The following is a 25,895-nucleotide window of genomic DNA, read 5'->3' as shown; positions in this document are numbered from 1 at the left end:
AATATAGTAATAAAAATTAATACCTAGCGCTGTAGATGCGGTCGCTGGCGGTAAAGAACTTGCGTTCCAGATCCGACCAGTCGAGGTAGCCCCACACGGCCACGACGCGCCCACCCGGGAGTCTCGTTGCCATGCCGTTCACGCCCTCGCCCGCATTAAAGTAAAGCGTCGAGGTTTCGCGGTAAATGCCCTTGGGTTGCACAATGTTCAGCTGGCGGCCCCAGGCGATAAAGTCGTTCTCTTCGACAAGGTCCCAACTGCGGGCAACGTTCCACTGCAAGTCGGAGTCCCTGTAGCTCTGGGCTAACACCGGGAAATAGGCCTTGACGCCAATGAAATACTTCGTCTGGATTGAGGTCCGCCCCGGTTCGCGGTGTTCAAACGGGAGGCTCAGGAATTCCTGCGGGAACCCGCCGTGCCTTGCGTTCGGGAACTGGCGGACGTAATTTTCAAGGTCGCTACGTTCATAGCGACGGAAGCTATCGTGCTTGAAGATGAAGATTCGAGCCGCCGAGCGGATGCTCTGTTCTAGGAACGCACCTCGCAAAATCGGAACGATTCCCTGGAACTTTCCGCTGTTCATGTAATAGTCAAGCGCATAGACGTCGCTCTTGAATTCGAGAATCGTCACGTCGAGCGTATCGCCAAGCATTATCGGATAACGTAAATCGATTCGCTTTACCAAAGCTTTGATATCGTCGTTCGGATTTTCGTCGATACGAATTTCGTCCATGGGCCACACATCATTGTAGCATACAAGCGTGTAATCGACAATCTCTTCGACCTTCTGTTCGCAAGCGCAAAGCATGAGTGCAACGAGACAGGCTCCAGCACAAACAAACTTAGGCAACACCGAAAAGAAACGATTCATACTCATAAAATTTAGCATACATCAGTCTTTTTTGCGGACTTCGGCGTAATTACAGTACTCATAAAGTGGACACTTGGAACAATGCGACGTGAGTTCACGGCAAATGAAGCCTTCGGACCCATTCTCCAGAAAGAACTGGAGCGAATGCGCCGCAAAATACGGGTTCTCCGGGGCAAGCGCCATAAAATACTCATTCGCAAGTTTTTGCTTTTGGGCAGGTTCCAGTTCTGCAAAGCTAGACTCCTTTGCAGGCCCGAGCATCGCAAGGAAACGGCGAGCCCCCATCGTCAGCGGCAAGGACGGCATTTTGGAACCGTCTCGGCAGGTAAGCCCAAGGCCTAGCGGCTTTGGAGCAAGCAATCGGTAAATGGCGGCACAAGCCTTAGGGCGCGGATTTGCACGGCCCATGAAATAGATTTCGCCCAAGTCGCGCCACATCTCTTCGGGAGTAGAGCCTTGCACCCAAGATGCAAGGTCCGGATGACGGCGGACAAATAGCCCCACGCTCCAGAAAATCCCGGAGACGTGTTCAAAAACAGTCCAGTTGCGGCTATTAAACGTTTGCTCAACGACCTCTTCGATTTCACCGCCTTTCGGCACAGGGAGCGACCAAAGCTTATCACCCGGGAAACGCTCGTGCAACTTCACGAGGAGGCGCAAGATATCGGGGTAAGAACGATCCTGAAACAAGACCGTCCCAAGCAATGTCCACGCAATTTGTTCATTCGCCGTGGGCATTTTTTGAGCAACATAAACTATGGGGTCAGCGCACTTGAAAAGAAGCGCTACAAAGGCTTTCGAAGCCTTGAATAGCGCCGGTTCGTCGTGAATGAAACGCTTTACCGAGACCAACTAGAGAGCCTCGCCCACCTTCACCGCCTGTCCAAGACGGGACTTGAACAAGTCCGGATGGCGTTCGCGAATTTTCTTGTCGACCACGAGAATCACGGTGCTGCCCATTTCAAAGCGGCCAAGTTCATCGCCACGGTCAAAAGAGAACTGCTGATTCGGAATCCAGTCCAAGCGCTTTTTGTCGCGCGGGAGCTTGCCGGCATTCGTCAAGATGGAATCGTTATACACGACGCCAATGCGGCCAACGTTTGTCGCACCGACCTTGACCACGAGCACTTCGGAACCGTCCGCCAAGCGGAGTTCACTCGTCAAGCGTTCATTGATGCTGAAAAGACCTTCAACACGTTCGACACTGCCTGCGTTGACCGGCCAAAGCGTACCCGGGCAATAGCTCGAAAGCACGAGGTCGCCCTTGACGGGGCTATGGATGCGGTGGTAGTTGAACGGAGCCAAGTAAATCGTAGCAAAGGCGCCGCCCTTGAAACGTTCTGCAAGTTCTTCGCTACGCAAAAGGCTCTGGAGCGTGTAAGTCTTGCCCTTCGCCTGGATCAAATTCTGGTCATCGCCATCGAACGTTCCCGTCTGCGAAAGCACGCCATCGACCGGGCTTACGATTTCGGCACCGTCGGCAACAGGGCGCATACCCGGCTTGAGCTTGCGGATAAAAAGTTCACCGATGTTCTTGTAATGGCTGAGCGGGTATTCCGATTCAGACATGTCGAGCTTGTAATAGCTAGCAAAGGCGTTGCGAGCGATTTTGCTCAGGAACGGGATGCGCAAACGCGTAAAGGCACCGAAAATGCGACTTGCGGCATTCTTCGGCAAAAGCTTCATAAAAACGTAGAAAGGAGTGTTCATGATTGCAATAATAGATTTTTAGACGAAAGACGAAAGACGAGAGACGAGAGAAAATGCAATAAGAACAGTTCATTTTTTTCGCGTAGCACCTTAAAAATCTTTAGTCTCTCGTCTGTAGGTTCGAAGAGCCGTTCTCTCGTCTAAATTAGTGGTTTTCGAAATGCGCGACGTCAGTGTTGAGCAGTTTCCAGAGTCTAGAGGCAAACGGCGTAGCCCATTCCTTTTCAGGCGCCACGCGGGTCGTCGTTGCGGCGGTAAATTTGGAGTAAGTGAGGGCGACAAGTTCACCGTAGCGGGCATCCCACATGCTCCACACGATTTGCCATGTAAAGCCTCCCTTCTTGCCTAAATCCGGATCCATTTCCACATTCAGCACCAGCGGGATTGTCAAATAGCGAAGTTCATAGCGACTCGCTATTCCGTTCAGCAATTCTTTAAGTTTAAACGGCAACTGGCGTGCAATTGTCTGTTCCACGCCATCGCGCTCTTCCCACGGAGTCACGTCATCCAAGCGTTTGCCTTCCACGAATTTTTCGGCAAGGAGCTTTACAGACAAAGAATCAACGTAAGCGGAATCCGCATCGGGGACGCGCATGCCGACAATCATTAAGTCTCGTTGCATTTTCGGGAACGCTTTTGCAAACAAAGAATCTTCAACGCGCGCCAAGTCAAAATCGAGAGCATCGGCACTGAAGCTGTGGCACATTTTGCAATCTTCGGGGCGTGTCGCCGTCACCTTGAGCGCAGGGAAAACGCCGACAACAGCATTGGAATCGATACGGCTAAATGCGACTTGGTTCCATTCGCGGTAGAACTTTTCGTCCGTGATTTTCAGCACGATATCGCCTTGCGTGCCACATTCCGTGCACGGAGCGTCTGCCATGTCGCCACCTTCGGGAGCGCTATCGCGCGAACCCGCACAAGAGACGAATAGCATTGACGCGAACAATAAAGCGATGAACGATGAACGATTTTTTTTCATAAACAACTCCGCGGGGACGCCCCGCCATCACTCTAGCATTATAGTAAATGGGCCGTCGTTGACGAGGCTCACTTGCATATCGGCACCGAATTTTCCGGTTTCGACAATGGCAACTTCTTTTTTGCACTGTTCAATGATGTACTCGTAGAGTTCATTGGCAAGCGTCGGGTTGCCAGCACCATTGAATGTCGGGCGATTGCCCTTATTGCAATTGGCATACAACGTAAATTGAGAAACGAGCAAAAGCGAGCCGCCAACATCTTTGATGGAAAGGTTCGTCTTTCCGTTTTCGTCGGCAAAGATGCGGAGCGCAAGCATTTTCTTGATGAAGCGGTCGGCAATTTCGCGAGTATCGCCCTCGCCTACGCCAATCAGCACAAGGAATCCCTTGTTATCAATTTTACCGACTGTTAGACCATCAATATCGACTTGAGCCTTAGTGACTCGCTGGATGAGGAATTTCATTTTTTTAGCTCTCTAGAAAAATCTTTTGAATGGCCGCAGGGTCATTCGTGGTAGTTAAAGCGAGGCGCAAGAGGACGGCGGCTTTGGCTGGAGGCAAATCGTAAGCGGCAATCGTTCCTGGCACAAGAAGCTGTTCCGGGACAATGCGACCGCGATTGATTCGCGTCGATATCACGACGGGGATTTTATTTTTAGAAACGACATCCGTCAATGCGTCCGCCCATGCGCGAGAAAATTCTCCGGCGCCAGCACCAGCAATGACAAGCCCTGCCGAGCGCTCCGCCGCAAAGCGCACCAATTCTGCATCGGCATCAGCGTTAAAGTAAAGAACGGAGACACGGGGCAATTCGCGCATATTCGAGATGTCGAATGTATTTACGAGAGGGAGATGCCCGCTCGGTGGCGGGCATGACAATTCATGAGGCGGGCATGACAATTCAGCAAACGCATCCAAATCATTCGCGTGAATCTTTTGCACCGAGCGAGCGTTCATTAATTTGCCTGCAAAGGCGACATATACCGCACTGGATCCTATCGCCTTCGGCTCCAGGATGACAGATTCTTGGGTTGCGGCATTGTCCGCATAACGAGATGGCGACCCCGGAATAAATCCGGGGTGACATGAAGACGGTGATGACAAAGCTACAGCGCTTTTCACGGCAAAGAGGAGGTTTGCAGGGCCGTCAGGTTCTGCAGCAGTTGCAGGGCGCATCGAGCCTGTCATAATCACGGGTTTCGCATCATTCCCGGCGGCACTTGGAGCAGAACCACCCAGCGTCAAACTCAAGAAGAAAGCGGTTTCTTCCATCGTATCAGTCCCGTGCATAATCACGATACCGTCCACATCCTCGCGCTGCAAAAGTTCCTGAATCCGCTTCGCCAAAGCAATCCAAATTTCAGAAGTAACATCGTCCGAATTGATATTGCAAACTTGCTCCACGCAAATATTCGCCACATTCTTCAATTCCGGAATCGCATCAATCAGCGCTTGCGCCTTGATTGAGCCCGACTTGTACCCTATATCCTTACCTTGCTCGCCCGCGCCTGCAATAGTACCGCCCGTCGCAAGAATCACAATATTTTTCATTTTACAGACTCCAACAAATCCTGAGCCGTCATTCCATAATGCTTTTTCAGGGAGCCATCCATTCCAAGTTCACGAAGGTCCTGCAAGCACTTGGCAAATTTGCGGAAGGCTTCCGGGCCGCCGCCATCACGCCACAAAAGTTCTTCGACCATACGCTTCGAGAACCAATAAAGTTTTTTCACCGTTGCCGCATCCGTCTCTTTCACAAAAGATTTTCTTAACGATTCAATGCTTGGCTTTGCTCCCGCCGGGTGTTCTTCGTTGTTATGCGAGCCATCAATCACCTGCGCAATTCCCTCGTTCATCCAGCACGGCACTTTGGCACGAGTCATTGCACGAACAAATGCATGTGTCAGTTCATGGAACAGCACCGGGCGATAAACTTCACGATATGCCATCATGTTCACAGGCACGCGCAATTTTCCGTCAAACACGGCGCCAACCCAATCCGGGCGCGGTCCCGTTCCCTGATATTCCTTATCCTCATACAGCACAAGGCTCATCTTGTTTTCGGGCAAAAAATCGAACAAATTACTAATTGAATCGTAGGCGACTTCCAAAACGGCAAGAGCTTCCATCACATCTTTCTTGGAAGGACCGCCATCAAATTCCAAGCGGAAATGCATAGACTTTTCGACGCCGAGATTTTTCAATTCCTGTTCCAAGGCGTTCGACTTTTCAACAAGGTAATCTAAGTCCTTGTGTTTGAAATTTAGCGATTCAATATAGCTGATACATTCCTGATAACGTTCCTGTTCAAAGAGAATCCCAGCCATGTGCATTTGCAAATTCGTATCGTCCGGTTCAGACTTCAAAAGCTCCCGAACATTTTTTTCGGCACATTTCCAGTCCCCAACTCGGATGCACTCGTTCGTTACATGAATCATCATTTCGAATTGTTCGCGTTCTACGACTTTTTTTTCGTAATACTGGTACCCTACGAACATCAAAACATACATCAGCAAAAGGCCAACAACGCGTCTTTTCCAGTTACTTTTTTTCTGAGCCATATTCATTCCACAAAAGAGTCCTTTACAATTCTAGTAATTTTCGCCCTTTTATCGCCCAAATACCTACTTACTAATTACTCACATGAAGCCCTACCACAATTTTTAAAGTATATTTAGTATAGGTTTGGTTATGGCAGAAATCTTTGATTACGATGACTACCGGGATATGATCAAGGATTATTACTTGGAGCATAAGAAACACAACTCCTTGTATTCCTTCAGCACTCTCGGCAAAACGCTTGGCTTGGATTCAAGTCATGCGTACTATATAGTTCAGAAAAAGCGCAATCTCCCCGTCCACGCAGTTCCCGCCGCAAAGAAAATGCTCGGACTGGACGGTCGCGGGGCCGCATACTTTGACTTGTTGATTGTCGCATCGCGCACAAAATCCGAAAAGACAAAAGCTGAAATTTTGCAAAAGGCATTCCAGCTCCGCGATGTGAAGCGCCATTTGCTCAAGGACAACGAGCTCAAGTATTTAAGCGCCTGGTGGACTATCGTCGTAAGAGCGCTCATCGAAGTGAAACACGGCAACGTGGACATCCCGGAAATCGCAAGCAGCGTGATTCCGCCCATCACCGAAGAACAGGCGCAAGAAAGCATCGAGATTTTAAAGTCGCTCGGCTTTATCCAGCCGATCAACAACAACAGCAAAGTCCGCCTCGCCGACCCGCACATCACGGTCCAAGGCGCCGAAAAGGCCGAAGCCATCCGCAGTTTCCATTCGAAGGTTATGCAGTTTGGCATCCGCTCGCTCAATGAAATTCCGCCAGAGAACCGCGACATTTCGACAATCACCATGGCAGTCGATTCCAAGGGATTCGAAGACCTGAAAAAGATGCTCAAGGAATTCCGCAAAGAAATCCAGATTCGCGTCGACAAGTGCATTGTCCCCGATCGCGTTATGCAGTTGAACCTCGCTTTATTCCCCGTCGCACTCAATAAGAAGAAGGAAAAATAAAATGAAAAATTTTAACAAGCTTCTTTATTTGGTACCCTTTGGACTCCTCGTTGCCTGCACAGCAAACAACGACACGGCAGGGAATACGACGGAAATCGAAAACGCCATCGCCATCCGACTTTTTGAAGACGGCACTCCGGCCGCCAACGTGCGCTACCAGGTGCTCCCGTCTTGGTATGTAGCCGACACCACCGAAACCGGCATCGTGAACTACACCTACGAAGGCAAGACCGACACGAATGGTTGGGTGCATATCGACGGCCACCAGAATGGTTCCTACACCATCAACTTTACCAAGGGCGATTCTTCTATCGTCTTGCAGTACACGCTCAACAACCTGAACCACGAATACACGCTCGACAGCGCTTCGCTCGAAGCGGTCGGCACGGTCAAGGGTCTTGTGGACTTGCCGGACTCCGCCAACTACGCCTGGGTTGCCGTCCAGGGAGTGAACACGATTGTCAAGACCGATTCGCTCGGACAGTTCGTCATCCAGAAGGCTCCGTGCGGAAACGTCACCGTGAGTGCCTGGAATTCCGATGAACTCAGCGCCATCGGCGAGACCTCTGCAAGCGTGACCTCGAACGACACGATTGATCTTGGCCTCATCGAGAACCCAAACAAGGTCATCCCCGAGAACGCCATCCGCTTTATGCCCTCTGACTTGATTTCGGACTGGATGCGCCCGCTCAGCTTCCCGACCGTACTCGTCCTGCGCCTGACTGAAGAGAACTTCGACTTCTCGAAGGCCGAAAAGGACGGAAGTGACATTCGCCTCTACGACGGAAGCAACAACCTCATTCCGTTTGAAATCGACGGCTGGGATACGACCATCAATAGCGCTACGCTCAACATCCGCGTCGAAAGCGCCGCCGATACAGTCAGGCCGTGGATGCTCATGTGGGGCGACAAGAAGGCCAAGAAGATTGAAGATGTCAAAGTTTGGGAAGGTCTCAGCGATTCGCTTATCAGCGCTCTCAACAGCGTCGAGGTTTTGAATTTCGAAGCAGGCACCGACTTAAACGCACTGCCCGCGCCACTTAACTACAACTGGTACGTACAACCGCACGATAGTGCAACGGTCAAGAACAACCTTGACCAGAAGCCGACCAACGGCATCGAAAAGGCTGACAGCACCATCTTCGGCAAGAACATGCTGCATGTGCAGTACCAGGCGAACAAGCTCGGACGCTACGTTGTCATCGGGACGCGCATAGCCGCGCACCAGCACGACTTGAGCAGACTCGACTCCGTGGAAGTTTGGCTCAAGGGCAGCGGGGATTTCGAAGTATTCCTCGAGACGATTGTAGAATCCGATACAAACTACAAGACCTCGTATAAAGGAAGTGTCAACGAAGAATGGACTCGTGTCGCCATCAAGCCATCCGATTTCACAAATCCGGACAAAAAAAGCTACCACGGCTGGGACGTGACACGCAACAAGATTACGCGCTTTACCATCTTTGTGTACAACGGCACGGAGATCTGGATTGATAACGTCAGAATGTACGGCATCAACCTCGACGACTTGCTGTAAATAGCATTCACCAAGGCAATTAAAAAGCCCCCTCAAAGGGGGCAAAAAAAGGCCGTTTGGGATTGAAAACTCTGTTCGGTCAAGGTCACTAAGTTATGTATCATGAAGAATAGTGATCCGAGTCTCCATCCGATACAGAAGCACCAATTCTCCAACACTAATTGATGCCTTTGAATCCAATCCCAAATCGGCAGTTTTAGGATACCCGTAAATTATCTTTATTTAAGGCCTTTATCTCAAAAGGCCTTTTTTCATCCGTTGACAAAATGTCAAATAATTGGCAATAGCGCCCGTATGGGCGAATCAGATAATAAACATTTACATTAAAAACGGGTATGTTTTACCCGATAAATGTATATCCCAGCCAAGACCATGATGGTGACAATCCAGCTCACCGGGTACACCACCATCAGCGAAGCGAAAGAACGGTACTGCGGGAATACAAAAATAACCCAGAGGATTCGTATACCGCAGACACCCACCACGCAAGTCAGCGCCGGAGCCAAAGACTGCCCCATGCCACGTAGCGCACCAGAGAAAACGTCCAAAAAGACGTTGATAAACAGCACGCCAACCACGACGTACATGCGGATTGAACCAGTCGCAATAATTTCGGGATCGGACGTGTACAGCGAAAGCAACGGCTTTGCAAAGTAGCAGCAAAGCATGCTCAACGCAAACGTAGATGTAGTCGCTAGCAAAATGGTCCAACGGACCGCACGGCGGCAGCGTTCCAAATTTTTCGCGCCATAGTTTTGCCCCACAAAAGTCACGCACGCATGCGAGAATGAATTGAGCCAGTAATAGACAATGAACTCGTAAGTGAGTGCCGCGGCAGATGCCGCTACAGTTGCAGAACCAAGGCTGTTGATGGCCGACTGGAGGCAGACATTGCTAAACGAGAACACAACGCCCTGAAGCCCCGCCGGGAGCCCCACACGCATAATGCGCCCGAGAAACACAGGCGTAATTCTCAACTTCCAGAATTCGAGCTTGAACGGTCCGACTTCGTGGAGCAAGAAGTAGAACAATGTCCCCGCACTCAGCGCATTTGCAATCACGGTCGCAAGCGCAACCCCCGTAACGCTCATGCCAAAGCCTGCAACAAAGAGGACGTTCAACAACACGTTGATAGCGCCCGTCGCAAGGAGCACGTAAAGCGGGCGCTTTGTATCGCCTTTGCCACGCAGGATTGCCGCCACAAAGTTATACAGCATGACAAACGGAATACCCGCAAAATAGACTTGCAGATAGCGCACCGCCAAATCCAAAACATCTGTAGGGGTCGAAATTGCCGAAAGGATCGGCCGCGCAAAAAAGACTCCGATAAACGAGAGCAAAATCCCACTAAAGAACGAGACGATTACAGACGTGTGGACACTGCGCGTAATGGCACGATAGCTCTGCGCACCAATCGAATTCGCGACGACGACATTCACGCCGACAGAGATGCCTACGAACAAGTTTATCAGCATGTTGATGACGAACGTATTCGCCCCAACAGCCGCAAGTGCCTTGTCGCCAGCAAACTGCCCGACCACGGCAATGTCAGCCGCATTGAACAGCTGTTGCAAAATGCTTGTCGCCGCAAGCGGAACGGCAAACCTCAGAATCTTACGACCGAGGGGTCCGTTCAACATATCCATATTCGTCTTTAACGCATCCGTTGCCATACAGCACCTTAAAACCGCGGCAAATTTAGATTTTTACGCTTTAAGCTTAAAGGGCAATTTTCTACCTTTACATCGCAAAAACAGGTGACTAGAATCGCTATAGGATAAAGCGATTACAAGCGCCACAAATCGGAGATTATCATGGGTTTTAAATGCGGCATCGTAGGCCTCCCGAACGTAGGCAAGAGCACAATCTTCAACGCAATCACTAACGCAGGCGCAGAATCCGCCAACTATCCGTTCTGCACCATCGACCCGAACGTCGGCATGGTCAGCGTCCCGGATGCCCGCCTCGATGAACTTGTGAAGGTCTACAACCCGAAATCCATCGTCCCGGCTGTTACAGAATTCGTAGATATTGCAGGTCTTGTAAAAGGCGCTTCCAAGGGCGAAGGTCTCGGCAACCAGTTCCTCACCCACATCCGCGAATGCGAAGCCATCATGGAAGTGGTACGCTGCTTTGACGACGAAAACATCATCCACGTGAACGGTTCTGTGGACCCGATCCGCGACGTCGAAGTGATTGAAACAGAACTCATCCTCAAGGACTTGGACACTGTCGAAAAGCGCCTCGCTACCGAAGCTAAGAGTGCTCGTACCGGCAACGCCGAAGCCAAGGCTCGTCTCGCCGCTTGCGAACTTTTGAAGACGACGATGGAAGAAGGCCGCGCCGCCCGCACCGTGATGCACGACAGCGAAGAAATGGAAGGCATCGTCAAGGACCTCGGACTCCTTACAGCAAAGCCGCTCTTCTACTGCGCAAACGTCAAAGAAGACGACATCCTCACCGGTAACACTTATGTGGACCAGCTCAAGGAATACGCCTCCAAGCACGGTCACGACGTCATCGTCATCAGCGGTAAGATCGAAGAAGAACTTTCCGCCATGGAACCGGCCGACAAGGCTGACTTCTTGAAGGAACTCGGCATGACGGAATCCGGACTCGATTCCGTTGTCCGCAAGGGTTACGAAATCCTCGGTCTCCGCACGTTCTTCACCGCTGGCGAAAAGGAATGCCGCGCATGGACGTTCCACGCAGGCTTCAAGGCCCCGCAGTGCGCAGGCGTCATCCACACGGACTTCGAACGTGGCTTTATCCGCGCCGAAACTTTGAGCTACGCCGACTTCCTCAAGCACGGTAGCTGGAACGCCGCCAAGGAAGCGGGTCTCGTCCGTACGGAAGGCAAGGAATACCTCGTACAGGATGGCGACATCATGTACTTCTTGTTCAACGTGTAATGGCGCCAGCGGCGCAGTAGGCAGGACTGCTATAGGAAAGTCTTACTGCTTAATGTTATAGAAAAGGTCGCGAACACTCGCGACCTTTCTTATTGAAATCATTAGATCCTTCGTTTCACTCAGGATGACGCTTTAGCTTTCTTCCGTTCGCGGCGGGCCACCACTATCGGGCGCACAAGCGTCGCGAGATTCATTGCCGTCCCGATTAAAATCAGGAAGCTAGCGCAGTATAGCCCAATGCCACCTTCAACTTTCAATAACGGGATTCCAAGAGTCCCCCCGATGTGCGAAAGTTTCATCAACAGCGACCATAGCGAAATCATGGACAAGAGCCCCATTACCGTTGATGCTAGCGGCACAATCCACGAGAACACCGCCGCCAAAACAACCGCCGCAATAATCCCATACAAGTGAGGAACAGCTTCCATTTTCGGGAAGTTCGGCATCTGCGTCTTGAAGTGGTCCTGAATTTTCGGATTTTCCTTGAGCATGCGACGCATCTGGGTACTTGCAGTTTCCGAGAGAGACTTGTCCAGGTCGACACCCGAGGCAATCTCGTAAATCGTCATCTGTGCAATCGGCTTGCTATCGTCCTTGGCCGAGCACGAGACATTCGCAAGCGGCATCAGCAAAGCAAGCAACACAAGCAAATACGGGATTGCCGTGAGCTTCTTGAATAAACGCATTTCCTTATGAGAATTATTACTCATTATTCTTACCTTGAATGATTCTTTCGAGTGGGAACACGCAACGGAAACCGATGAAGTCAGACCAATAGCGCGGATCTTCGTCATCGCGGTATGTCATGTTCAACTTCTTTTCTTTGTCCTTCCAGGAACCGCCCTTCAGGACTTTGCCTGTGCCCCAGAAGGAACCGGTCGGGTTGGAGCTTTCAATAGAGAACGTAATGGCAAAGTAATTGTCACGGGTCCATTCGGCAACGTTACCCGACATGTCGTAAAGTCCCCAGGCGTTCGGAGTCTTGGTCGCCACGTCATGCGGACCATAGGCGGAATCCTTTTTGCCCCTCTTAAAGGAGTTTTCGGCAAAGATAGCGTACTTGCCAACGCTCATCACATCGTCTGCTGTCCAGAGGACACCATCGTTGCTACCGGCGCGGCCCGCAAATTCCCACTGGGCTTCGGTAGGCAAATCACCACCAAGGACCTTGCAAGCGTACTGCGCATTTTCCCACGTGATGTTCTGGACCGGCTTGTTCGCCCCCTTAAATGCAGACTTGTCCGGAATACGCTTCGTGGAATCCAAAAGACCCATGATCTTGTGGAAAAATTCCTGCGTCACTTCGGTCGTGTGGATTGCAAACGGCGACATGGAAACCACCTTGCCACGATAGCGGAACGAGCCAGAATCTACAACGGCAACCGTTCCACGAGTAGCGTGTTCAACAACGTTAAACACAGGTTCAGCCTTGACCGTATCCGGAGCAGCTGAAGAAGAACTCGGAGCCACAGACGAAGAGGACTCAGGCCCTCTCTTTAACCATTCTTCCACTTCCTTTTCAACGAGAATATGCTTTGGCAACTTAAATTCACCCTTACCAAAGTAGAGTGAATCGCCCACGCGGAAGCCAAGCTTTTCATAGCGGTACTGGTAACGGCCCACGAGGTCGCCTTCCTTGAACACCCACACCGGCTTGTTGTTCACGAGGAACAAAGTCGTCACGAGTCCAGAATTTCCTGCAGCAAGCTTTTCCACAAGAGTATCCATGGAATAGCCATCAACGACTCCCTTCCATGCGACATCTACGCGTTCACGGTCAGCACCGAAGCGGAGATTCAGAGAATCAATCTTTGCAGAATCAACAACTTTCTTGATGGTATCGGCAGGAGACTTACTCGAATCAATGACGATGGTCGTGTCCGGAGCCTTCATAATCTTTTCAATCGCAACAGGCATCATGTTAATCTGGAGCGGAAGCGCCTGGAGGCTATCAAACTTTGCATGGAAAGCCTTGTACAAGTTGCTGACAACACCAAGCTTCTTTTGACGCCAGAGGTTCTGCGCCTCGGTGCGTTTGAGATTGTAGTGAGCCACGTAACCGCGATAGACCTTACCCGAATCCACGAGTCCAAGAGAATCCGCAGGCTTGATGGCCGGATAGAATTTCGAGAATTCCGTCGTATCCACGCGCTTAAAGTTCTTATCGACATCAGCGGAGAACGCATCGTAAAGCGCTTCGGTTTCTTCAAGCGTTTTCAGGGCCTGCACCTGTTCAATCGTCACAGACGGGACAGCCGGAGAGGTCGTCTTAGATTCGGTAACGATAGCCGGAGCTTCACTTGAACTAGAAACACCAGCATCAAAGTCAGGAATTGCAATAACCGAATTCGAATCACGGACTGCCACGCTAGAACTCGAAGCTACAGCAGAGTCCGTGGAAGCCGCAGAGCTAGAGCTAACCGCATTGGAATCAACAGAGACAGCTGCGCTTGTATCCGGAGCCGGGAATTTCACATCGAACGTGAGGACTTCGCCAGCCTTGAGGTTTCCGATATCGGCATACGGGAGCTGGTCAGGAGCGTTAAACGAAAACACATAGGTTCCGCTATCCACAGGGTAAAGAGCCCTGGTCCCCGGTTTCATTTTCGCATTGAGCGAGACAATTTCCAGATTTTTCTCGTCAGAATTAATTTGCACCATTCCCGGGTGTGCACTTTCATTCAGGACCTGCCACTTGCCATTCTTCATGAACAAGAGCTTAGTGACACGGGGAGAGTAAATATATTCGGCATCGAAGTAAATGTCCGCTTCGTCCTGGAAAGCCTTGTATTGGCGAGAAGCGTAAAGGCGGAGCCCAAGCACTTCACGGGCGCTCAAGTGATTTTCCTTGAGGTTAAAGGCATGAAGGTTCTTGTATTCTTCCGGTTTGGCATCGCCACAGAACCAAAGGTATTCCTTTGCGGACGCTTTATGGCGGAGGTAGAGCTGGTTTGCCTGCAACGGGAAAACAGGGGCCTGCGAAATGGCAACCGACTTATCCAACACGATTGCAAAGTTGGTCGCACGCTCTAAAACATTACCGACTTTAAAATTTTCCGAAGTCAATTTAAAGTTACGATCCTCATCGGCCATTGTTAATGCCGGGACCAGCAACAAAAGCGGAAGCCATCGGTAAAAAGTCATAAGCTCTCCTGTCTTATTTAGGAACCTTCTTTTTTAGAAAAATAATTTCTTATAAGAAAAGTAGTTCCATTATTTTGACGAATTAGCCCCCATTTCGAGCAAGTAACCGCCTTTTGCACCGCCCACAGGACCCAATTCGGCCTTCCAGTCGGCCAAACGGATAATATCGGGGTGGTGTTCAATGACAATGACCGTATCGCCACGTGCCGAGAGCCTGCGCAAGAGGTTCCAAAGAATCTGGATATCCTTGAGATGGAGGCCCGTTGTCGGTTCGTCAAGCAGGTAGACCATTTCCGTCGCCGGACGGCGGCAGAGTTCCGCGGCAAGCTTCAATCGTTGGGATTCACCGCCCGAAAGCGTCGTGACCGGCTGACCGAGTTTCACGTACGGGAGGCCTACATCGCGGAGGCATTCGAGCTTCGGCAAAATCTTCGGTTGATCCTTGAAGAACTCGCAAGCTTCAACCACACGCATGTCAAGCACGTCGGCAATGTTCTTGCCCTTGAACGTGACCGTAAGCGTTTCCTGGTTGTAGCGCTTGCCACCGCAGACTTCGCAAGTTTCCCAGATGTCAGAAAGGAAGTGCATCTCGACAGCGACGGCACCACGGCCTTCGCAAGCGGGGCAACGGCCACGCGCAAGGTTGTAACTGAAACGGCCGTAATCAAAGCCCTTCATCTTGGACTGTTCGAGTTTGGCAAACAGTTTGCGGATATCGTCAAACACGCCAGTAAAGCTCGCCGGCGTACTGCGCGGCGTTCCCGAAATCGGACTCTGGTCGACAAGCAAAACCTCGCCGCTCTGCTTTTTGCGACCACGCGCTTGGAACTGCTTTTTGAGCGCCGGGAAAATTTCATCGACAACGAGAGAACTCTTGCCCGAACCCGAAACGCCACAGACAACGCTCACAGCCTTCTTGGGGAACTTTACAGACAAGTTCTTAAGGTTATTTGCCTTGAGGTTCTTGAATTCATAGAATTCCGTATCGTCCGTAATACGCACGGGTTCCAGCTGGTTTGCCACCGGAGTTGAATACGTGAGGAACTTGACCGTTTCGCTACGCGGGAACTGTTGCAACGCATACGGTTTTGCAAGTTCTGCAGGAGAGCCTTCGGCAACGACTTCACCACCGAAATCGCCTGCACCAGGGCCCATATCGATAATGTGGTCTGCGGCCTGCATCATCTTAAGATCGTGTTCCACAACCACGAGCGTATTGCCAAGGTCACGCAAGCGGTAAAGCGTGTCCAAAAGTTTTGCAGTATCGCTTTCGTGGAGGCCGACGGTCGGTTCGTCCAGCACGTACAAGACGCCTTCAAGACCGCTGCCGATTTGGCTTGCCAAGCGGATGCGCTGGGATTCACCGCCCGAAAGCGTATCGCCCGCACGGTCAAGGCCAATGTAACCAAGACCCACGCTAATCAAGAAGTCCAAACGCCCAATGATTTCGCGGAGGAGCGGCGCTGCAATCGTCTTTTTGCTTTCGGCAGTCACGGAAGTCGCATTTTCTTCGTTTGCGAAATCGACTTTTGCAAACCAGTCACGAGCTTCGGCAATGCTCATGTGATGCACATCCATGATGTTCTTGCCCAAGATGCGCACCGCAAGATATTCAGGCTTCAAGCGTTCGCCGTGGCAATCCGGACATTCTTCGCCGTCCTTGAAGTGACCAAGGCCAAGGCAAGTTTCGCAAGCGCCCCAATGCGTATTGAAACTGAAATGCTTCGGGTTGAGCGCAGAATCCATGTACCAACCACATTCCGGGCAACCCGGCTTTTCACTAGCCGAGAGGCGTTCTTCGCCATCGCAATCCACATAGAGGATTCCGTTACCGTCGCGGTAGCCGCGTTCAAACGCTTCGACGAGACGAGCACGATTTTCTTCCTTGACCACTACAGAATCGACCACGGCGAGCAACTGTTTTTCGCGAATGGGGATTTTTGGCAACGGAAGTTCCACGAGCTTTTTACCGAGATATGCCTTGCGGTAACCCTTCTCCGTCAAAATCTTGGACAACTTAATTTCGTCCTTGATTTCGAACGGAGCAAGAACCGTCACCATTTTGTTGATGTCTCGGTCAAAAGCAAACTGCATCAAGTCGCCAGCGGCATAAGAGCTGATTGGCTTTCCGCAATGCAAACAATGAGCCGTACCCACGCGAGCCCACAAAATGCGGAAGTAGTCGTAAATCTCGGTGAGCGTCGCGACCGTACTGCGCGGGCTCTTGCTTGCGCTCTTTTGGTCAATCGCAATCGCAGGCGCCAAACCCGAAATGGAATCAATGCTACCGCGGTCGGGGCGACCCAAGAATCGACGAGCGTAAGTGCTGAGGGTTTCCACAAAGCGGCGCTGGCCTTCGCTAAAGAGCGTATGGAACGCAAGGCTCGACTTGCCCGAGCCCGAAACACCCGTAATCACGGTGAGCTTGTGGCGCGGAATCGTCACATCGATGTTCTTGAGATTGTGCTTGCGAGCGCCATGCACTTCGATATCGAGCGAGTAATCTTCGCCCTTTTCATCTGTGCGTTCAAAATGCTTGTTTTCGCCATGCTTTTTCGCCAAGACCGGAGCCAAGTAACGCCCCGTCTCCGACTTTTTGCACTTGGCAATTTGTTCGGGAGTTCCCGTCGCGATAATGCGACCGCCATTCACGCCCGCATCCGGACCAAGGTCAATAATCCAGTCCGCGCACTTGATCACATCGAGGTTGTGTTCAATCACCACGACGCTGTTGCCGAGACTACGCAAGCGATTCAAGCATTCGAGCAATCGACGGATATCTTCAAAATGCAAACCGGTTGTCGGTTCGTCGAGCAAGTAAAGCGTCTTGCCCGTACCCGGGCGACGCAATTCCGATGCAATCTTCACACGTTGCGCTTCGCCACCGCTCAAAGTCGTCGAAGGCTGACCGAGCGTCAAATAGCCAAGGCCTACTTCGCAAAGGAGCTTGAGCGGTTCTGCAATTTTCGGGATGTCCTTGAAAAATTCAGCAGCTTCGCTGATGCTCATATCGAGAACTTCAGAAATATTCTTGCCCTTGAAATAAACTTCACGAGTCGCTTCGTTAAAGCGCTTGCCGTCGCACACATCGCAAGTGACTTGTACACTCGGCAAAATATGCATGTCGATGACCTTCACGCCCGCACCTTCGCAAGCATCACAGCGGCCACCCTTCACATTAAAGCTAAAGCGGCTCTTCGTGTACCCGCGCACCTTGCTTTCTTCCATACCGGCAAACAAGTCGCGAATGTCATCCCAGATTTTCGTATAAGTTGCAGGGTTACTGCGCGGGGTGCGTCCAATCGGCGTCTGGTCAATTTCAATGACCTTGTCGATGTTTTCGAGACCTTCCAAATGGTCAAACTTGCCAACCGGTTCTTCGGAATTGTAGAACACACGAGCCAGTTCGCGGCGCAAAATTTGGTTGATGAGCGTGCTCTTGCCCGAGCCCGAAACACCCGTGACTACGGTAAACGCACCGCCGAGCGGAATTTCCACATCGACATTCTTAAGGTTGTTTTCGCAAGCACCGCAAATCTTAAGCTTCGGCGTCCTCGCATCAATCTTCAAACGCTGCGACGGAATTTCAATCGACTTGCGACCGCTCAAATACGCGCCCGTAAGTGACGACTTGTTCTTTTCGAGTTCGTCGACCGTGCCTGCCGCCAAAATGCGACCGCCTTCGACACCCGCGCCAGGGCCCACGTCAATCACGCAATCCGCATGACGCATCGTATCCTCATCGTGTTCCACGATGAGAAGGCTGTTGCCTTGGGCTCGCAAGCGCTCGAGCATCTCGAGCAACTTATCGTTGTCACGTGGGTGCAGTCCAATACTCGGTTCATCAAGCACGTAAAGCACGCCCTGGAGCCCCGCCCCCACGGCACTTGCGAGCCTGATACGCTGCGCCTCACCGCCCGAAAGCGTCGAAGCCTTGCGGCTAATGTCCAAATAGCCAAGGCCCACCGCCTTCAAGAATCCAAGGCGCCCACGAATTTCCTTGAGCACTTCGCGACCGATGCGCTGTTCCTTCGGACTCAGCTTGAGCTTGTCAAAAAACTCGACGGACTTTTCGACGGACCATTCCGTCATCTCGCAAATGTTATGACCGTGGAAATCGACAGCCGCCGCAATGCGGTTGATTCGCGTTCCGTGACATTCCGGACAAACGCCAATCTGCATATACTTTCGGAAGTGGTAAATATGCCACATGTCCCAAAGTTCCTGCATAATCGTCACCACACCGCGTTCACTCCCGCTCGGAGTCCCGTAAAGCACGGCATCCTGCTGTGCCTTCTTGAGCTTGTTCCACGGCGTATCGAGCGAAAAGTGCATTTCGTTCGCAATCGTGCGCAAATTGCGCCAGCCAAAATCGCTAAAGATGATGCAGCCGTCATCCTTCTTTTGCGGAGCAAGGCACCCCTCTTTCAAAGACAAATTCGGATTCGGCACAATCAAGTTAATGTCAAATTCGCAACTTTCGCCAAGGCCCTTGCAGGCGGGGCATTGCCCCTTCGGGTCGTTAAAGCTAAAGAATCGCGGTTCGAGTTCTGGGATAGAAATCCCGCACTTGGGGCAAGCGAGCTGCGTACCCTGCAAGCGGTATTCTTCCTTCGCGGCACCATCCGCGCCCGCCTCTTGCGATGTCAGCAAGAACGATACAAGCTTTCCGTCCGTGAGCTTCAAGGCACCTTCAATCGCCTCGCGCAAACGGCTCATGTTCTTGCGTTCGAGCGTCAAGCGGTCAATCACCACTTCAATCGTGTGCTTCTCGTAACGCACCAACTGCGGCACGTCTTCGAGCCTGTAAATCGTCCCATCTACGCGCACGCGGACAAAGCCATTTTCCTTAAGCTCCGCAAGTTCCTTGCGGTATTCGCCCTTGCGCTCCTGCACAATCGGCGCCATCACCAAAATCTTTTTATTCTCGTCGCTCGCGTACAAGTTATCGACAATCTGGTCGACCGACTGCGCCTGAATCACCTTGCCGCACTTGGGGCAATGCGGAACGCCGAGGCGAGCAAACATCAAGCGGTAATGGTCCAAAATCTCGACCACCGTACCCACCGTACTGCGCGGGTTACGGTTCACCGTCTTTTGGTCAATCGAAATCGTCGGCGAAATTCCGCGAACGCTTTCCACATCCGGGTGCTTCATGCGCCCAATAAACTGGCGTGCATACGCCGAAAGCGACTCCACAAAACGGCGCTGCCCTTCCTGGAACACCGTATCAAAGGCAAGGCTCGACTTGCCCGAGCCCGAAACGCCAGTCACCACGACAATCGAGTCGCGGGGAATCGTCAAATCGACATGGCGGAGGTTGTGTTCATGAGCATCGCGGATTTCAATAGATTTCGTCATGACCGCAAATATAGGAAAAGACCGCCAAATTGTCTAAAAAATAGTGAACATTTGGATAGAAAACTATTCTACATTAAAACTAAATTCACTTTTTTTGCAAAAAAGCCTTGACTGAATCAAAACAAGTTTTTAAATATGGCACACTGATTGAGAAATCAATCAGACCACCTGGGGTGGTAGCTCAATTTTGGTTAGAGCACCGGCCTGTCACGCCGGAGGTTGCGAGTTCAAGCCTCGTCTATCCCGCGAAAAAGCACTTCTCTCTGAGAAGTGCTTTTCGTTTTTTAGCCATTTTCCACCCTCCACAACCATTTTATCCCATAGTCGCAATTGGAGGAACGCTTTTTTACTCCTTCCACAAAAAATGTTTATATTAAAAATCAAGAAGGAGTTTTTTATGAAGAACATTCATAAATACATACTTATCGTTTTAATCTGCGGGCTTATTTTCTTTATTCTCGGCTACCCCTGTCGAGAATTTTTCAGGATTTCAGAAACGACCGAAGTCCGCATTGTGGCAGCCCTCCCCCTGCTTTTCGGTATTTCATTTGGATTTGCAGGCGTCCTCGGCTGCGCGATTGCAAACCTCATCGCCGACATCATGTCCGGCTATGACGCGATTATCTTCATCCCAGGATTTTTCGTCCAGATTATTTACGGTTACGTGCCCGCAGTTATTTGGAACAAGCTCCGCAAAAACGACAAGAACAAGTTCAAGCTCGACAAGATTTACAAGAACGTGCAGTACATGCTCATCGTCATCCTAGATTCGCTTGCGGCAGCGTTCATGGTCGTAAGCGTCATCAAACTAAAATTTGACGAACACTATTTTTCGATGCTCTCGGCAAACATTTTCTTCAATCAATTTGTCACGATGGTGATTATAGGGTTTCCGTATCTAATCTGCGCCTCGCTCATTTGCCAGCGAAAAATGCGCAAAAAGCAAAAAAAATCCACAAAGTTCATCTTTTCTTTTTCGCTCAACGAAAAATTCATTTTGTTTTTCCTCGCCACAAGCATCATCATTTCAGTAGCATTTGGAATTACAAGCTACCCAAGCATTGCACTTAAATACGGCGAGAACAATCTTTACCTCTGGAATTACGTTTACTTTTACATCGGCACATTGCTGAACATCGGCATCTGGGTTTCACTCGGGTTCCTCTACTACATGGAACGCACCGTCACAAAGCCTATCGAAAGCATGAGCGAAATCGCAAAGACTTTTGGGCAGAACAAGGATATTTACGAAAGAATCCACAATACGCTGCAAAAATGCCACCAGTACATCTACTTCACCTCCGAAGTCGGGAAACTCGCCCGTTCATACGAAGAAATGGCAACGGAGCTCGACGAATACGTGAAGCACTTGACCGAAGCCACGGCAAAGCAGCAGAAGGTCCATACGGAGCTTTCCATTGCAACGACTATCCAGCGAGCATCGCTATCGAAGCCCGTAGATGTGGATGGTTTCGACAACTACGCTATGATGCGCCCCGCCCTCGAAGTTGGCGGTGACTTTTACGACAACCTCATGATTGACGATGACCATTTAGCTCTCGTAATTGCAGACGTCTCGGGCAAGGGCGTCCCTGCAGCACTCTTTATGATGGTCTCCAAGATTGTACTGAGGCACAACCTGCAACACGGCCTCTCGCCTGCCGAAGCGCTCAGCCGAGCGAACGACGAGCTCGCCGAGCACAACGTGCACGACATGTTTGTCACATGCCTTTGCGGTGTGCTGAACATCAAGACGGGCCACCTCGTCTATGCCAATGCGGGCCACGAGAAGCCCTTCATCAAGCATGAGAACGGAGAATTCGAGGTCGCCACCCTCAAAAGCGGATTTGTCCTCGCCGGTATGGAAGGCTACAGGTACAAGGAATTCGAAGTGCAGCTTAAGCCGGGCGACACGATTTTCACCTACACCGACGGCGTCCCCGAAGCCACAAACGAAAAAGACGAAGAATTCGGCATGGAACGCCTCCAGAAGGTCCTGAACGAGTCCAAAAACGACTCGATCCGCCTTCTGTGTCGCAAAGTCCGCATGGCGGTCAAGGAATTTGCCGGGAACGCACCGCAGTTCGACGACATCACGATGCTAGCCTTCAAGATGAAATAGATCACATATTCCAATTTGGACCAGCCAAATCTTACTTATTTGGTATATTTTAAGTTATTTTTTTATTACATACAAGGAGAAAGTAACTTATGAATACCATTAAGCTTACCGCAATGGCATTTGGGCTTGCTGCCGCAAACGCTTTTGCACAATCAGCAACTGAAGTTCAGCCTACAACCGAAGCCCCAAAGGCCGCCGAAGACAAGGGCGTTGAATTCAACATTTCCGGAAGAGCCGAAGTCGATGCTTACGCCGACGCCATGACCGGCGACGACCAAAAGTTTTACCACGATTACAAAACGCAATTAAACCTCATTTTCCAGGCCAAGTTCAACGACAACTGGTCCGCACAGGTGGAGATTGAAGGGAAGGCAAGCAACGAAGAACCTTATCTCCATTACAAAGGTGCCTACGTTCAGTACAAAAGAGGCGACAACTTCGCACTTAAGTTTGGTGACTTAGCCTTCACCGAAGGTGCCTTCAGCTACTATTACTTCAACGATTCCACTATTTATGCCGCAGGCATGAGAGAACACGAAATCCGCGGTGTCGAACTCGACTACAAGGGTTTGCAGTTCGGCTTAGGTTTCGGCCGAGGCAAAAACAACGACAGAACCTGCTATAGTTCGGAAACATTTGATTGTTCGTTGTATGGCAATAGCTACGACATCCATTTGGCCTACCAGTTCGACATTGCAGGCCAAACCTTCCGACCGTTCATCAACTATAAAAGTTGGCAAGAGAAGGACGCCAACACGCTCCACGCAGGCTTGCATACAGACCTCATATTTGGACCTCTCGACATCCATGCAGTCTACGGCTTGCACGCTGACCGTCTGAAAAAGTCCTTCCCGAACGCTACGCACGCCTTCTTAGGCGAGCCGACTTTGAACCTCGGCCGAGTGATCGTTAAAGCGGGTGCATTCTTCGCCATCATCGATGACGACCACCCAACAATCCATGAAACCTACTACGACTACGAAATTCCTGAATACAAGTTCGCCTTCGGCGAATTCGATTTCAAGGTGAATGACGCCTTTACCGCAGGTTTCGTTGGCGAATGGCATACCAATACGCTCGACGATACAAAAGAGCTCGGCACCGTAACAATTGGCCCCCGCTTCTACTTCAACCCGTTCAAGAAACTTGAAGTGACCGCCTACGCCTTTGCAGACATCCCTGTTGGTGACGACTGGGAAAAAGAAGACCACTACAAATGGGTAAGCACCTACGACTACGGTAGCAAAGACATCATGTTTGAATTCGGTCTCGAAACCGTATTCAAGTTCTAAGATAGGAGGCAACCATGAGAACTATTAAACTTACCGCATTGGCATTTGGCCTTGCTGCCGCAAACGTTTTGGCTCAGAACGCAACCGAAAATGACGATCCGAAATTAAAGGTTTCCGGCATGGCCGAATTTGACGCTTACGCCAACGCAAGCACTGGCGATAATCAAAAGATTTACCATTCCTACAAATCAAAAGTAGATGTCGATTTCCAGGCGCAGTTCAATGAAAATTGGTCTGCTCAGGTCGGGATTGAAGGCTACAACGATGATGAAGCCCCTTCAATTAAATACAGGGATGCTTTCGTCCAGTATAAAAAAGGCAATTTTGCAGTCAAATTGGGCGACTTGGCGTTCTCAGAAGGTAAATTCACCTATTACAACTTCAACGACTCGACGGTTAATGCCGCAGGCATGAGAGAAAAACAAGTCCGCGGTATCGAACTCGATTATTACGGATTGCAGTTCGGTATCGGCTTCGGCCGTGGTGATTGGAATGATATACCGTACTACAGCACAGATACATACGATGATGACGAGGAATGGGATGACTATTACTATCCCAAAAGCTACGACATCCACTTAGCCTACCAGTTCGATATAGCAGGCCAAACATTCCGTCCGTTCATCCACTACAAAAGCTGGCAAAAGGGAAACGCCAATGAACTCCATACAGGCTTAAACGCAGACCTTGCATTCGGTCCTCTCGGTGTTCACGCTGTTTATGGCTTGCACGCAGACCGCCTGAAAAAATCGTTCCCGAACGCCACGCATGCATTCTTGGCCGAACCGACCTTGGATCTCGGTCGAGTGATCGTCAAAGCTGGCGCATTCTTCGCCATCATTGACGACAATTCCGAGCACGCGACGATTCATTACGGCAATGAGTTTAGCTACGAAATCCCTGAATACAAATTCGCCTACGGCGAAGTCGATTTCAAGGCAAACGATGCATTTACCGCAGGCCTCGTTGGCGAATGGCACACAAATACAATCGACAACACAAAGGAACTCGGCTCGTTTGAAATCGGCCCCCGTTTCTACTTCAACCCGTTCAAAAACCTTGAAGTGACCGGATTCGCCAAAGCCATCATCCCTGTTGGCGATGACTGGAAAAAGGAAGAACATTACATATGGATTTCCTTAGGGGACTATGACGACGACGTCTTGTTCAGCCTCGGTCTCGAAACTGTATTCAGATTCTAGTCGGCTCCCTTTAGACTAGGAAAATCCTCAGCCTTCGGGCTGAGGATTTTTTCGTACTTGACAGGCTAATAAATATTAGCTATTTTGGCTAATGAATGTTAGCTGACTGTAGAGGTGTCATGTCCACAAAAGAAAAAATTCTCGAAACCGCATTAACGCTATTTGCCAAAAACGGGTACGACGGCACAAGCGTGGAGCAAATCGCCCAGGATGTCGGCATCAAGGCGCCGTCGCTTTACAAGCATTTCAAAGGCAAAGAAGACATTCTGAATTCGCTAATCGACATCGCCGAAGCGCGTTACGAGGAATCGTTTGGCTCCGCGAAAAAAGTCGGCACAATCCCCGAAAACATCGACGGATTCATCGACGAAACAATGAAGAAAGTGCGCTTTACAATGACCGACCCGATTATCAAAAAGATGCGCATTTTCTTAGTGCAGGAACAGTTCCGCAGCGAGCGCCTCGCCGAAATCACGACAAGGCATCAGGTGGATGGACTTCTGCAAATGTACCAGAAGATTCTCGAAACGCTGATGAACGCAGGCGTGATTGTGAAGGATGACCCGGAAATGCTTGCGACAGAGATTACTGCGCCCGTCGCACTCTGGATTTCTAAAGTCGACCGCCAGCCGAAATGCGAAAAAGAAGCTCTCAAATTCATCGAGAAGCACTTACAACATTTTTTCAAGACATACGCAAATGGAAACAGATAGATTTTTACTGCGCCCGTGGCGCGAATGTGATGCCGAAGCTTTGTTCAAATACGCTAGCGATCCAGATGTGGGTCCACGCGCCGGCTGGGAACCGCACAAATCCGTAGAAGAAAGCCAGCAAATCATCCGCACAATTTTCGGCGGTGATCACATGTGGGCCATCGATCTGAAAGAGACGGGAGAACCCATCGGCTGTATCGGTTACCTGCTCAAAGGCGAAAGCAACATCGACATCGGCGAGAACGAGGCCGAAGCCGGTTATTGGATTGCAAAGCCTTACTGGAACAAAGGTATTTGTACAGAAGCTTTAAAACTGATGATAGACTATTGCTTCAACGAAAAACACATTGACGTTCTCTGGAGCGACTTTTTCATCGACAATCCCGCCTCCGGACGCGTGATGGAAAAATGCGGGTTCCGCGAAACTGGAGAAATGCGCTACTGCGAAAATCTTTATGGCGGCAGCAAGCGCCCCGTGAAAGTGATGAAACTCCGTCGAAACGGATAAAGTCATCGGCGAACATAT

General features: G+C 50.5%; 19 protein-coding genes and 1 tRNA gene. 9 read left to right on the top strand and 11 right to left on the bottom strand.

Going from position 1 to position 25,895, the window contains the following annotated elements; genetic code table 11:
* Positions 1–16: 16 nt before the first annotated feature.
* The 7 genes from B7982_RS03915 to B7982_RS03885 form a co-directional block, all read right to left on the bottom strand.
* On the bottom strand, positions 17–871 hold the full coding sequence (locus B7982_RS03915; RefSeq protein WP_233138357.1) for a hypothetical protein: 855 nt from the start codon (positions 869–871) through the stop codon (positions 17–19).
* Positions 872–892: 21 nt separating this feature from the next.
* Positions 893–1,723, bottom strand: a complete 831-nt coding sequence (locus B7982_RS03910; protein ID WP_088659637.1) for a hypothetical protein — start codon at positions 1,721–1,723, stop codon at positions 893–895.
* Positions 1,724–2,581, bottom strand: coding sequence for an archaetidylserine decarboxylase (gene asd / locus B7982_RS03905; RefSeq protein ID WP_088659636.1), 858 nt, complete (start codon positions 2,579–2,581; stop codon positions 1,724–1,726).
* A gap of 145 nt (positions 2,582–2,726) precedes the next feature.
* Complete coding sequence (locus B7982_RS03900; RefSeq protein ID WP_088659635.1) at positions 2,727–3,563, bottom strand: hypothetical protein; 837 nt, start codon at positions 3,561–3,563, stop codon at positions 2,727–2,729.
* A gap of 27 nt (positions 3,564–3,590) precedes the next feature.
* Positions 3,591–4,028, bottom strand: coding sequence for a D-aminoacyl-tRNA deacylase (gene dtd / locus B7982_RS03895; RefSeq protein ID WP_088659634.1), 438 nt, complete (start codon positions 4,026–4,028; stop codon positions 3,591–3,593).
* Positions 4,029–4,032: 4 nt separating this feature from the next.
* On the bottom strand, positions 4,033–5,115 hold the full coding sequence (locus B7982_RS03890; protein WP_088659633.1) for an asparaginase: 1,083 nt from the start codon (positions 5,113–5,115) through the stop codon (positions 4,033–4,035).
* Positions 5,112–6,125: a hypothetical protein gene (locus B7982_RS03885; RefSeq protein ID WP_088659632.1), complete on the bottom strand. Its 1,014-nt coding sequence runs from the start codon at positions 6,123–6,125 to the stop codon at positions 5,112–5,114. Before B7982_RS03885 ends, B7982_RS03890 begins: the two co-directional genes overlap by 4 nt.
* Before the next feature lie 130 nt (positions 6,126–6,255).
* On the opposite strand from B7982_RS03885, the gene B7982_RS03880 reads away from it, so the two are divergent.
* Positions 6,256–7,086, top strand: coding sequence for a DUF4423 domain-containing protein (locus B7982_RS03880; RefSeq protein WP_015731755.1), 831 nt, complete (start codon positions 6,256–6,258; stop codon positions 7,084–7,086).
* 1 nt (position 7,087) lies between these two features.
* Positions 7,088–8,623 carry a hypothetical protein gene (locus B7982_RS03875; RefSeq protein WP_088659631.1) on the top strand — a complete coding sequence of 512 codons (1,536 nt, stop codon included), beginning with the start codon at positions 7,088–7,090 and terminating at the stop codon, positions 8,621–8,623.
* A 323-nt stretch (positions 8,624–8,946) separates the two neighbouring features.
* On the opposite strand, the gene B7982_RS03870 is transcribed toward B7982_RS03875, so the two are convergent.
* Complete coding sequence (locus B7982_RS03870; protein WP_088659630.1) at positions 8,947–10,296, bottom strand: MATE family efflux transporter; 1,350 nt, start codon at positions 10,294–10,296, stop codon at positions 8,947–8,949.
* A gap of 141 nt (positions 10,297–10,437) precedes the next feature.
* Between B7982_RS03870 and ychF the strand changes: the two genes are divergently transcribed.
* Complete coding sequence (gene ychF / locus B7982_RS03865; protein ID WP_088659629.1) at positions 10,438–11,535, top strand: redox-regulated ATPase YchF; 1,098 nt, start codon at positions 10,438–10,440, stop codon at positions 11,533–11,535.
* 119 nt (positions 11,536–11,654) lie between these two features.
* Here ychF and B7982_RS03860 read toward each other — a convergent pair whose 3' ends face one another.
* From B7982_RS03860 to uvrA, 3 genes are all read right to left on the bottom strand, one after another.
* Positions 11,655–12,245 carry a hypothetical protein gene (locus B7982_RS03860; protein ID WP_088659628.1) on the bottom strand — a complete coding sequence of 197 codons (591 nt, stop codon included), beginning with the start codon at positions 12,243–12,245 and terminating at the stop codon, positions 11,655–11,657.
* Positions 12,238–14,679 (bottom strand): SUMF1/EgtB/PvdO family nonheme iron enzyme, encoded by a 2,442-nt coding sequence (locus B7982_RS03855; protein WP_088659627.1) that lies wholly within the window; start codon positions 14,677–14,679, stop codon positions 12,238–12,240. The genes B7982_RS03860 and B7982_RS03855 overlap by 8 nt, the downstream gene beginning before the upstream one ends.
* A 69-nt stretch (positions 14,680–14,748) precedes the next feature.
* A complete protein-coding gene (gene uvrA / locus B7982_RS03850) occupies positions 14,749–20,040 on the bottom strand; it encodes an excinuclease ABC subunit UvrA (protein ID WP_088659626.1) in 5,292 nt (1,763 codons plus the stop codon).
* A gap of 170 nt (positions 20,041–20,210) precedes the next feature.
* On the opposite strand from uvrA, the gene B7982_RS03845 reads away from it, so the two are divergent.
* From B7982_RS03845 to B7982_RS03820, 6 genes are all read left to right on the top strand, one after another.
* Positions 20,211–20,286 (top strand) — tRNA-Asp (locus B7982_RS03845).
* A gap of 151 nt (positions 20,287–20,437) precedes the next feature.
* Positions 20,438–22,162, top strand: a complete 1,725-nt coding sequence (locus B7982_RS03840; protein WP_158212956.1) for a SpoIIE family protein phosphatase — start codon at positions 20,438–20,440, stop codon at positions 22,160–22,162.
* An 89-nt stretch (positions 22,163–22,251) separates the two neighbouring features.
* Positions 22,252–23,454, top strand: a complete 1,203-nt coding sequence (locus B7982_RS03835; protein ID WP_088659624.1) for a hypothetical protein — start codon at positions 22,252–22,254, stop codon at positions 23,452–23,454.
* 14 nt (positions 23,455–23,468) lie between these two features.
* Positions 23,469–24,656 (top strand): hypothetical protein, encoded by a 1,188-nt coding sequence (locus B7982_RS03830; RefSeq protein ID WP_088659623.1) that lies wholly within the window; start codon positions 23,469–23,471, stop codon positions 24,654–24,656.
* A gap of 119 nt (positions 24,657–24,775) precedes the next feature.
* Complete coding sequence (locus B7982_RS03825; protein ID WP_088659622.1) at positions 24,776–25,369, top strand: TetR/AcrR family transcriptional regulator; 594 nt, start codon at positions 24,776–24,778, stop codon at positions 25,367–25,369.
* Positions 25,356–25,877, top strand: a complete 522-nt coding sequence (locus B7982_RS03820) for a GNAT family N-acetyltransferase (protein WP_088659621.1) — start codon at positions 25,356–25,358, stop codon at positions 25,875–25,877. Before B7982_RS03825 ends, B7982_RS03820 begins: the two co-directional genes overlap by 14 nt.
* The last annotated feature ends 18 nt before the right edge of the window (positions 25,878–25,895 follow it).

The sequence above is a fragment of the Fibrobacter sp. UWB2 genome (assembly GCF_002210425.1).
Classification (GTDB): domain Bacteria; phylum Fibrobacterota; class Fibrobacteria; order Fibrobacterales; family Fibrobacteraceae; genus Fibrobacter; species Fibrobacter elongatus.
The sequence above is the reverse complement of the archived record's forward strand: the minus strand, read 5'-3'. Positions and strand labels throughout refer to the sequence as shown.

Excerpts from the sequence above, each read along its gene's own strand:
- B7982_RS03915 (WP_233138357.1), bottom strand. The coding sequence starts at position 871 with ATGAATCGTTTCTTTTCGGTGTTGCCTAAGTTTGTTTGTGCTGGAGCC.
- asd (WP_088659636.1), bottom strand. The coding sequence starts at position 2,581 with ATGAACACTCCTTTCTACGTTTTTATGAAGCTTTTGCCGAAGAATGCC.
- B7982_RS03900 (WP_088659635.1), bottom strand. The coding sequence starts at position 3,563 with ATGAAAAAAAATCGTTCATCGTTCATCGCTTTATTGTTCGCGTCAATG.
- dtd (WP_088659634.1), bottom strand. The coding sequence starts at position 4,028 with ATGAAATTCCTCATCCAGCGAGTCACTAAGGCTCAAGTCGATATTGAT.
- B7982_RS03890 (WP_088659633.1), bottom strand. The coding sequence starts at position 5,115 with ATGAAAAATATTGTGATTCTTGCGACGGGCGGTACTATTGCAGGCGCG.
- B7982_RS03885 (WP_088659632.1), bottom strand. The coding sequence starts at position 6,125 with ATGGCTCAGAAAAAAAGTAACTGGAAAAGACGCGTTGTTGGCCTTTTG.
- B7982_RS03880 (WP_015731755.1), top strand. The coding sequence starts at position 6,256 with ATGGCAGAAATCTTTGATTACGATGACTACCGGGATATGATCAAGGAT.
- B7982_RS03875 (WP_088659631.1), top strand. The coding sequence starts at position 7,088 with ATGAAAAATTTTAACAAGCTTCTTTATTTGGTACCCTTTGGACTCCTC.
- B7982_RS03870 (WP_088659630.1), bottom strand. The coding sequence starts at position 10,296 with ATGGCAACGGATGCGTTAAAGACGAATATGGATATGTTGAACGGACCC.
- ychF (WP_088659629.1), top strand. The coding sequence starts at position 10,438 with ATGGGTTTTAAATGCGGCATCGTAGGCCTCCCGAACGTAGGCAAGAGC.
- B7982_RS03860 (WP_088659628.1), bottom strand. The coding sequence starts at position 12,245 with ATGAGTAATAATTCTCATAAGGAAATGCGTTTATTCAAGAAGCTCACG.
- B7982_RS03855 (WP_088659627.1), bottom strand. The coding sequence starts at position 14,679 with ATGACTTTTTACCGATGGCTTCCGCTTTTGTTGCTGGTCCCGGCATTA.
- uvrA (WP_088659626.1), bottom strand. The coding sequence starts at position 20,040 with ATGACGAAATCTATTGAAATCCGCGATGCTCATGAACACAACCTCCGC.
- B7982_RS03840 (WP_158212956.1), top strand. The coding sequence starts at position 20,438 with ATGAAGAACATTCATAAATACATACTTATCGTTTTAATCTGCGGGCTT.
- B7982_RS03835 (WP_088659624.1), top strand. The coding sequence starts at position 22,252 with ATGAATACCATTAAGCTTACCGCAATGGCATTTGGGCTTGCTGCCGCA.
- B7982_RS03830 (WP_088659623.1), top strand. The coding sequence starts at position 23,469 with ATGAGAACTATTAAACTTACCGCATTGGCATTTGGCCTTGCTGCCGCA.
- B7982_RS03825 (WP_088659622.1), top strand. The coding sequence starts at position 24,776 with ATGTCCACAAAAGAAAAAATTCTCGAAACCGCATTAACGCTATTTGCC.
- B7982_RS03820 (WP_088659621.1), top strand. The coding sequence starts at position 25,356 with ATGGAAACAGATAGATTTTTACTGCGCCCGTGGCGCGAATGTGATGCC.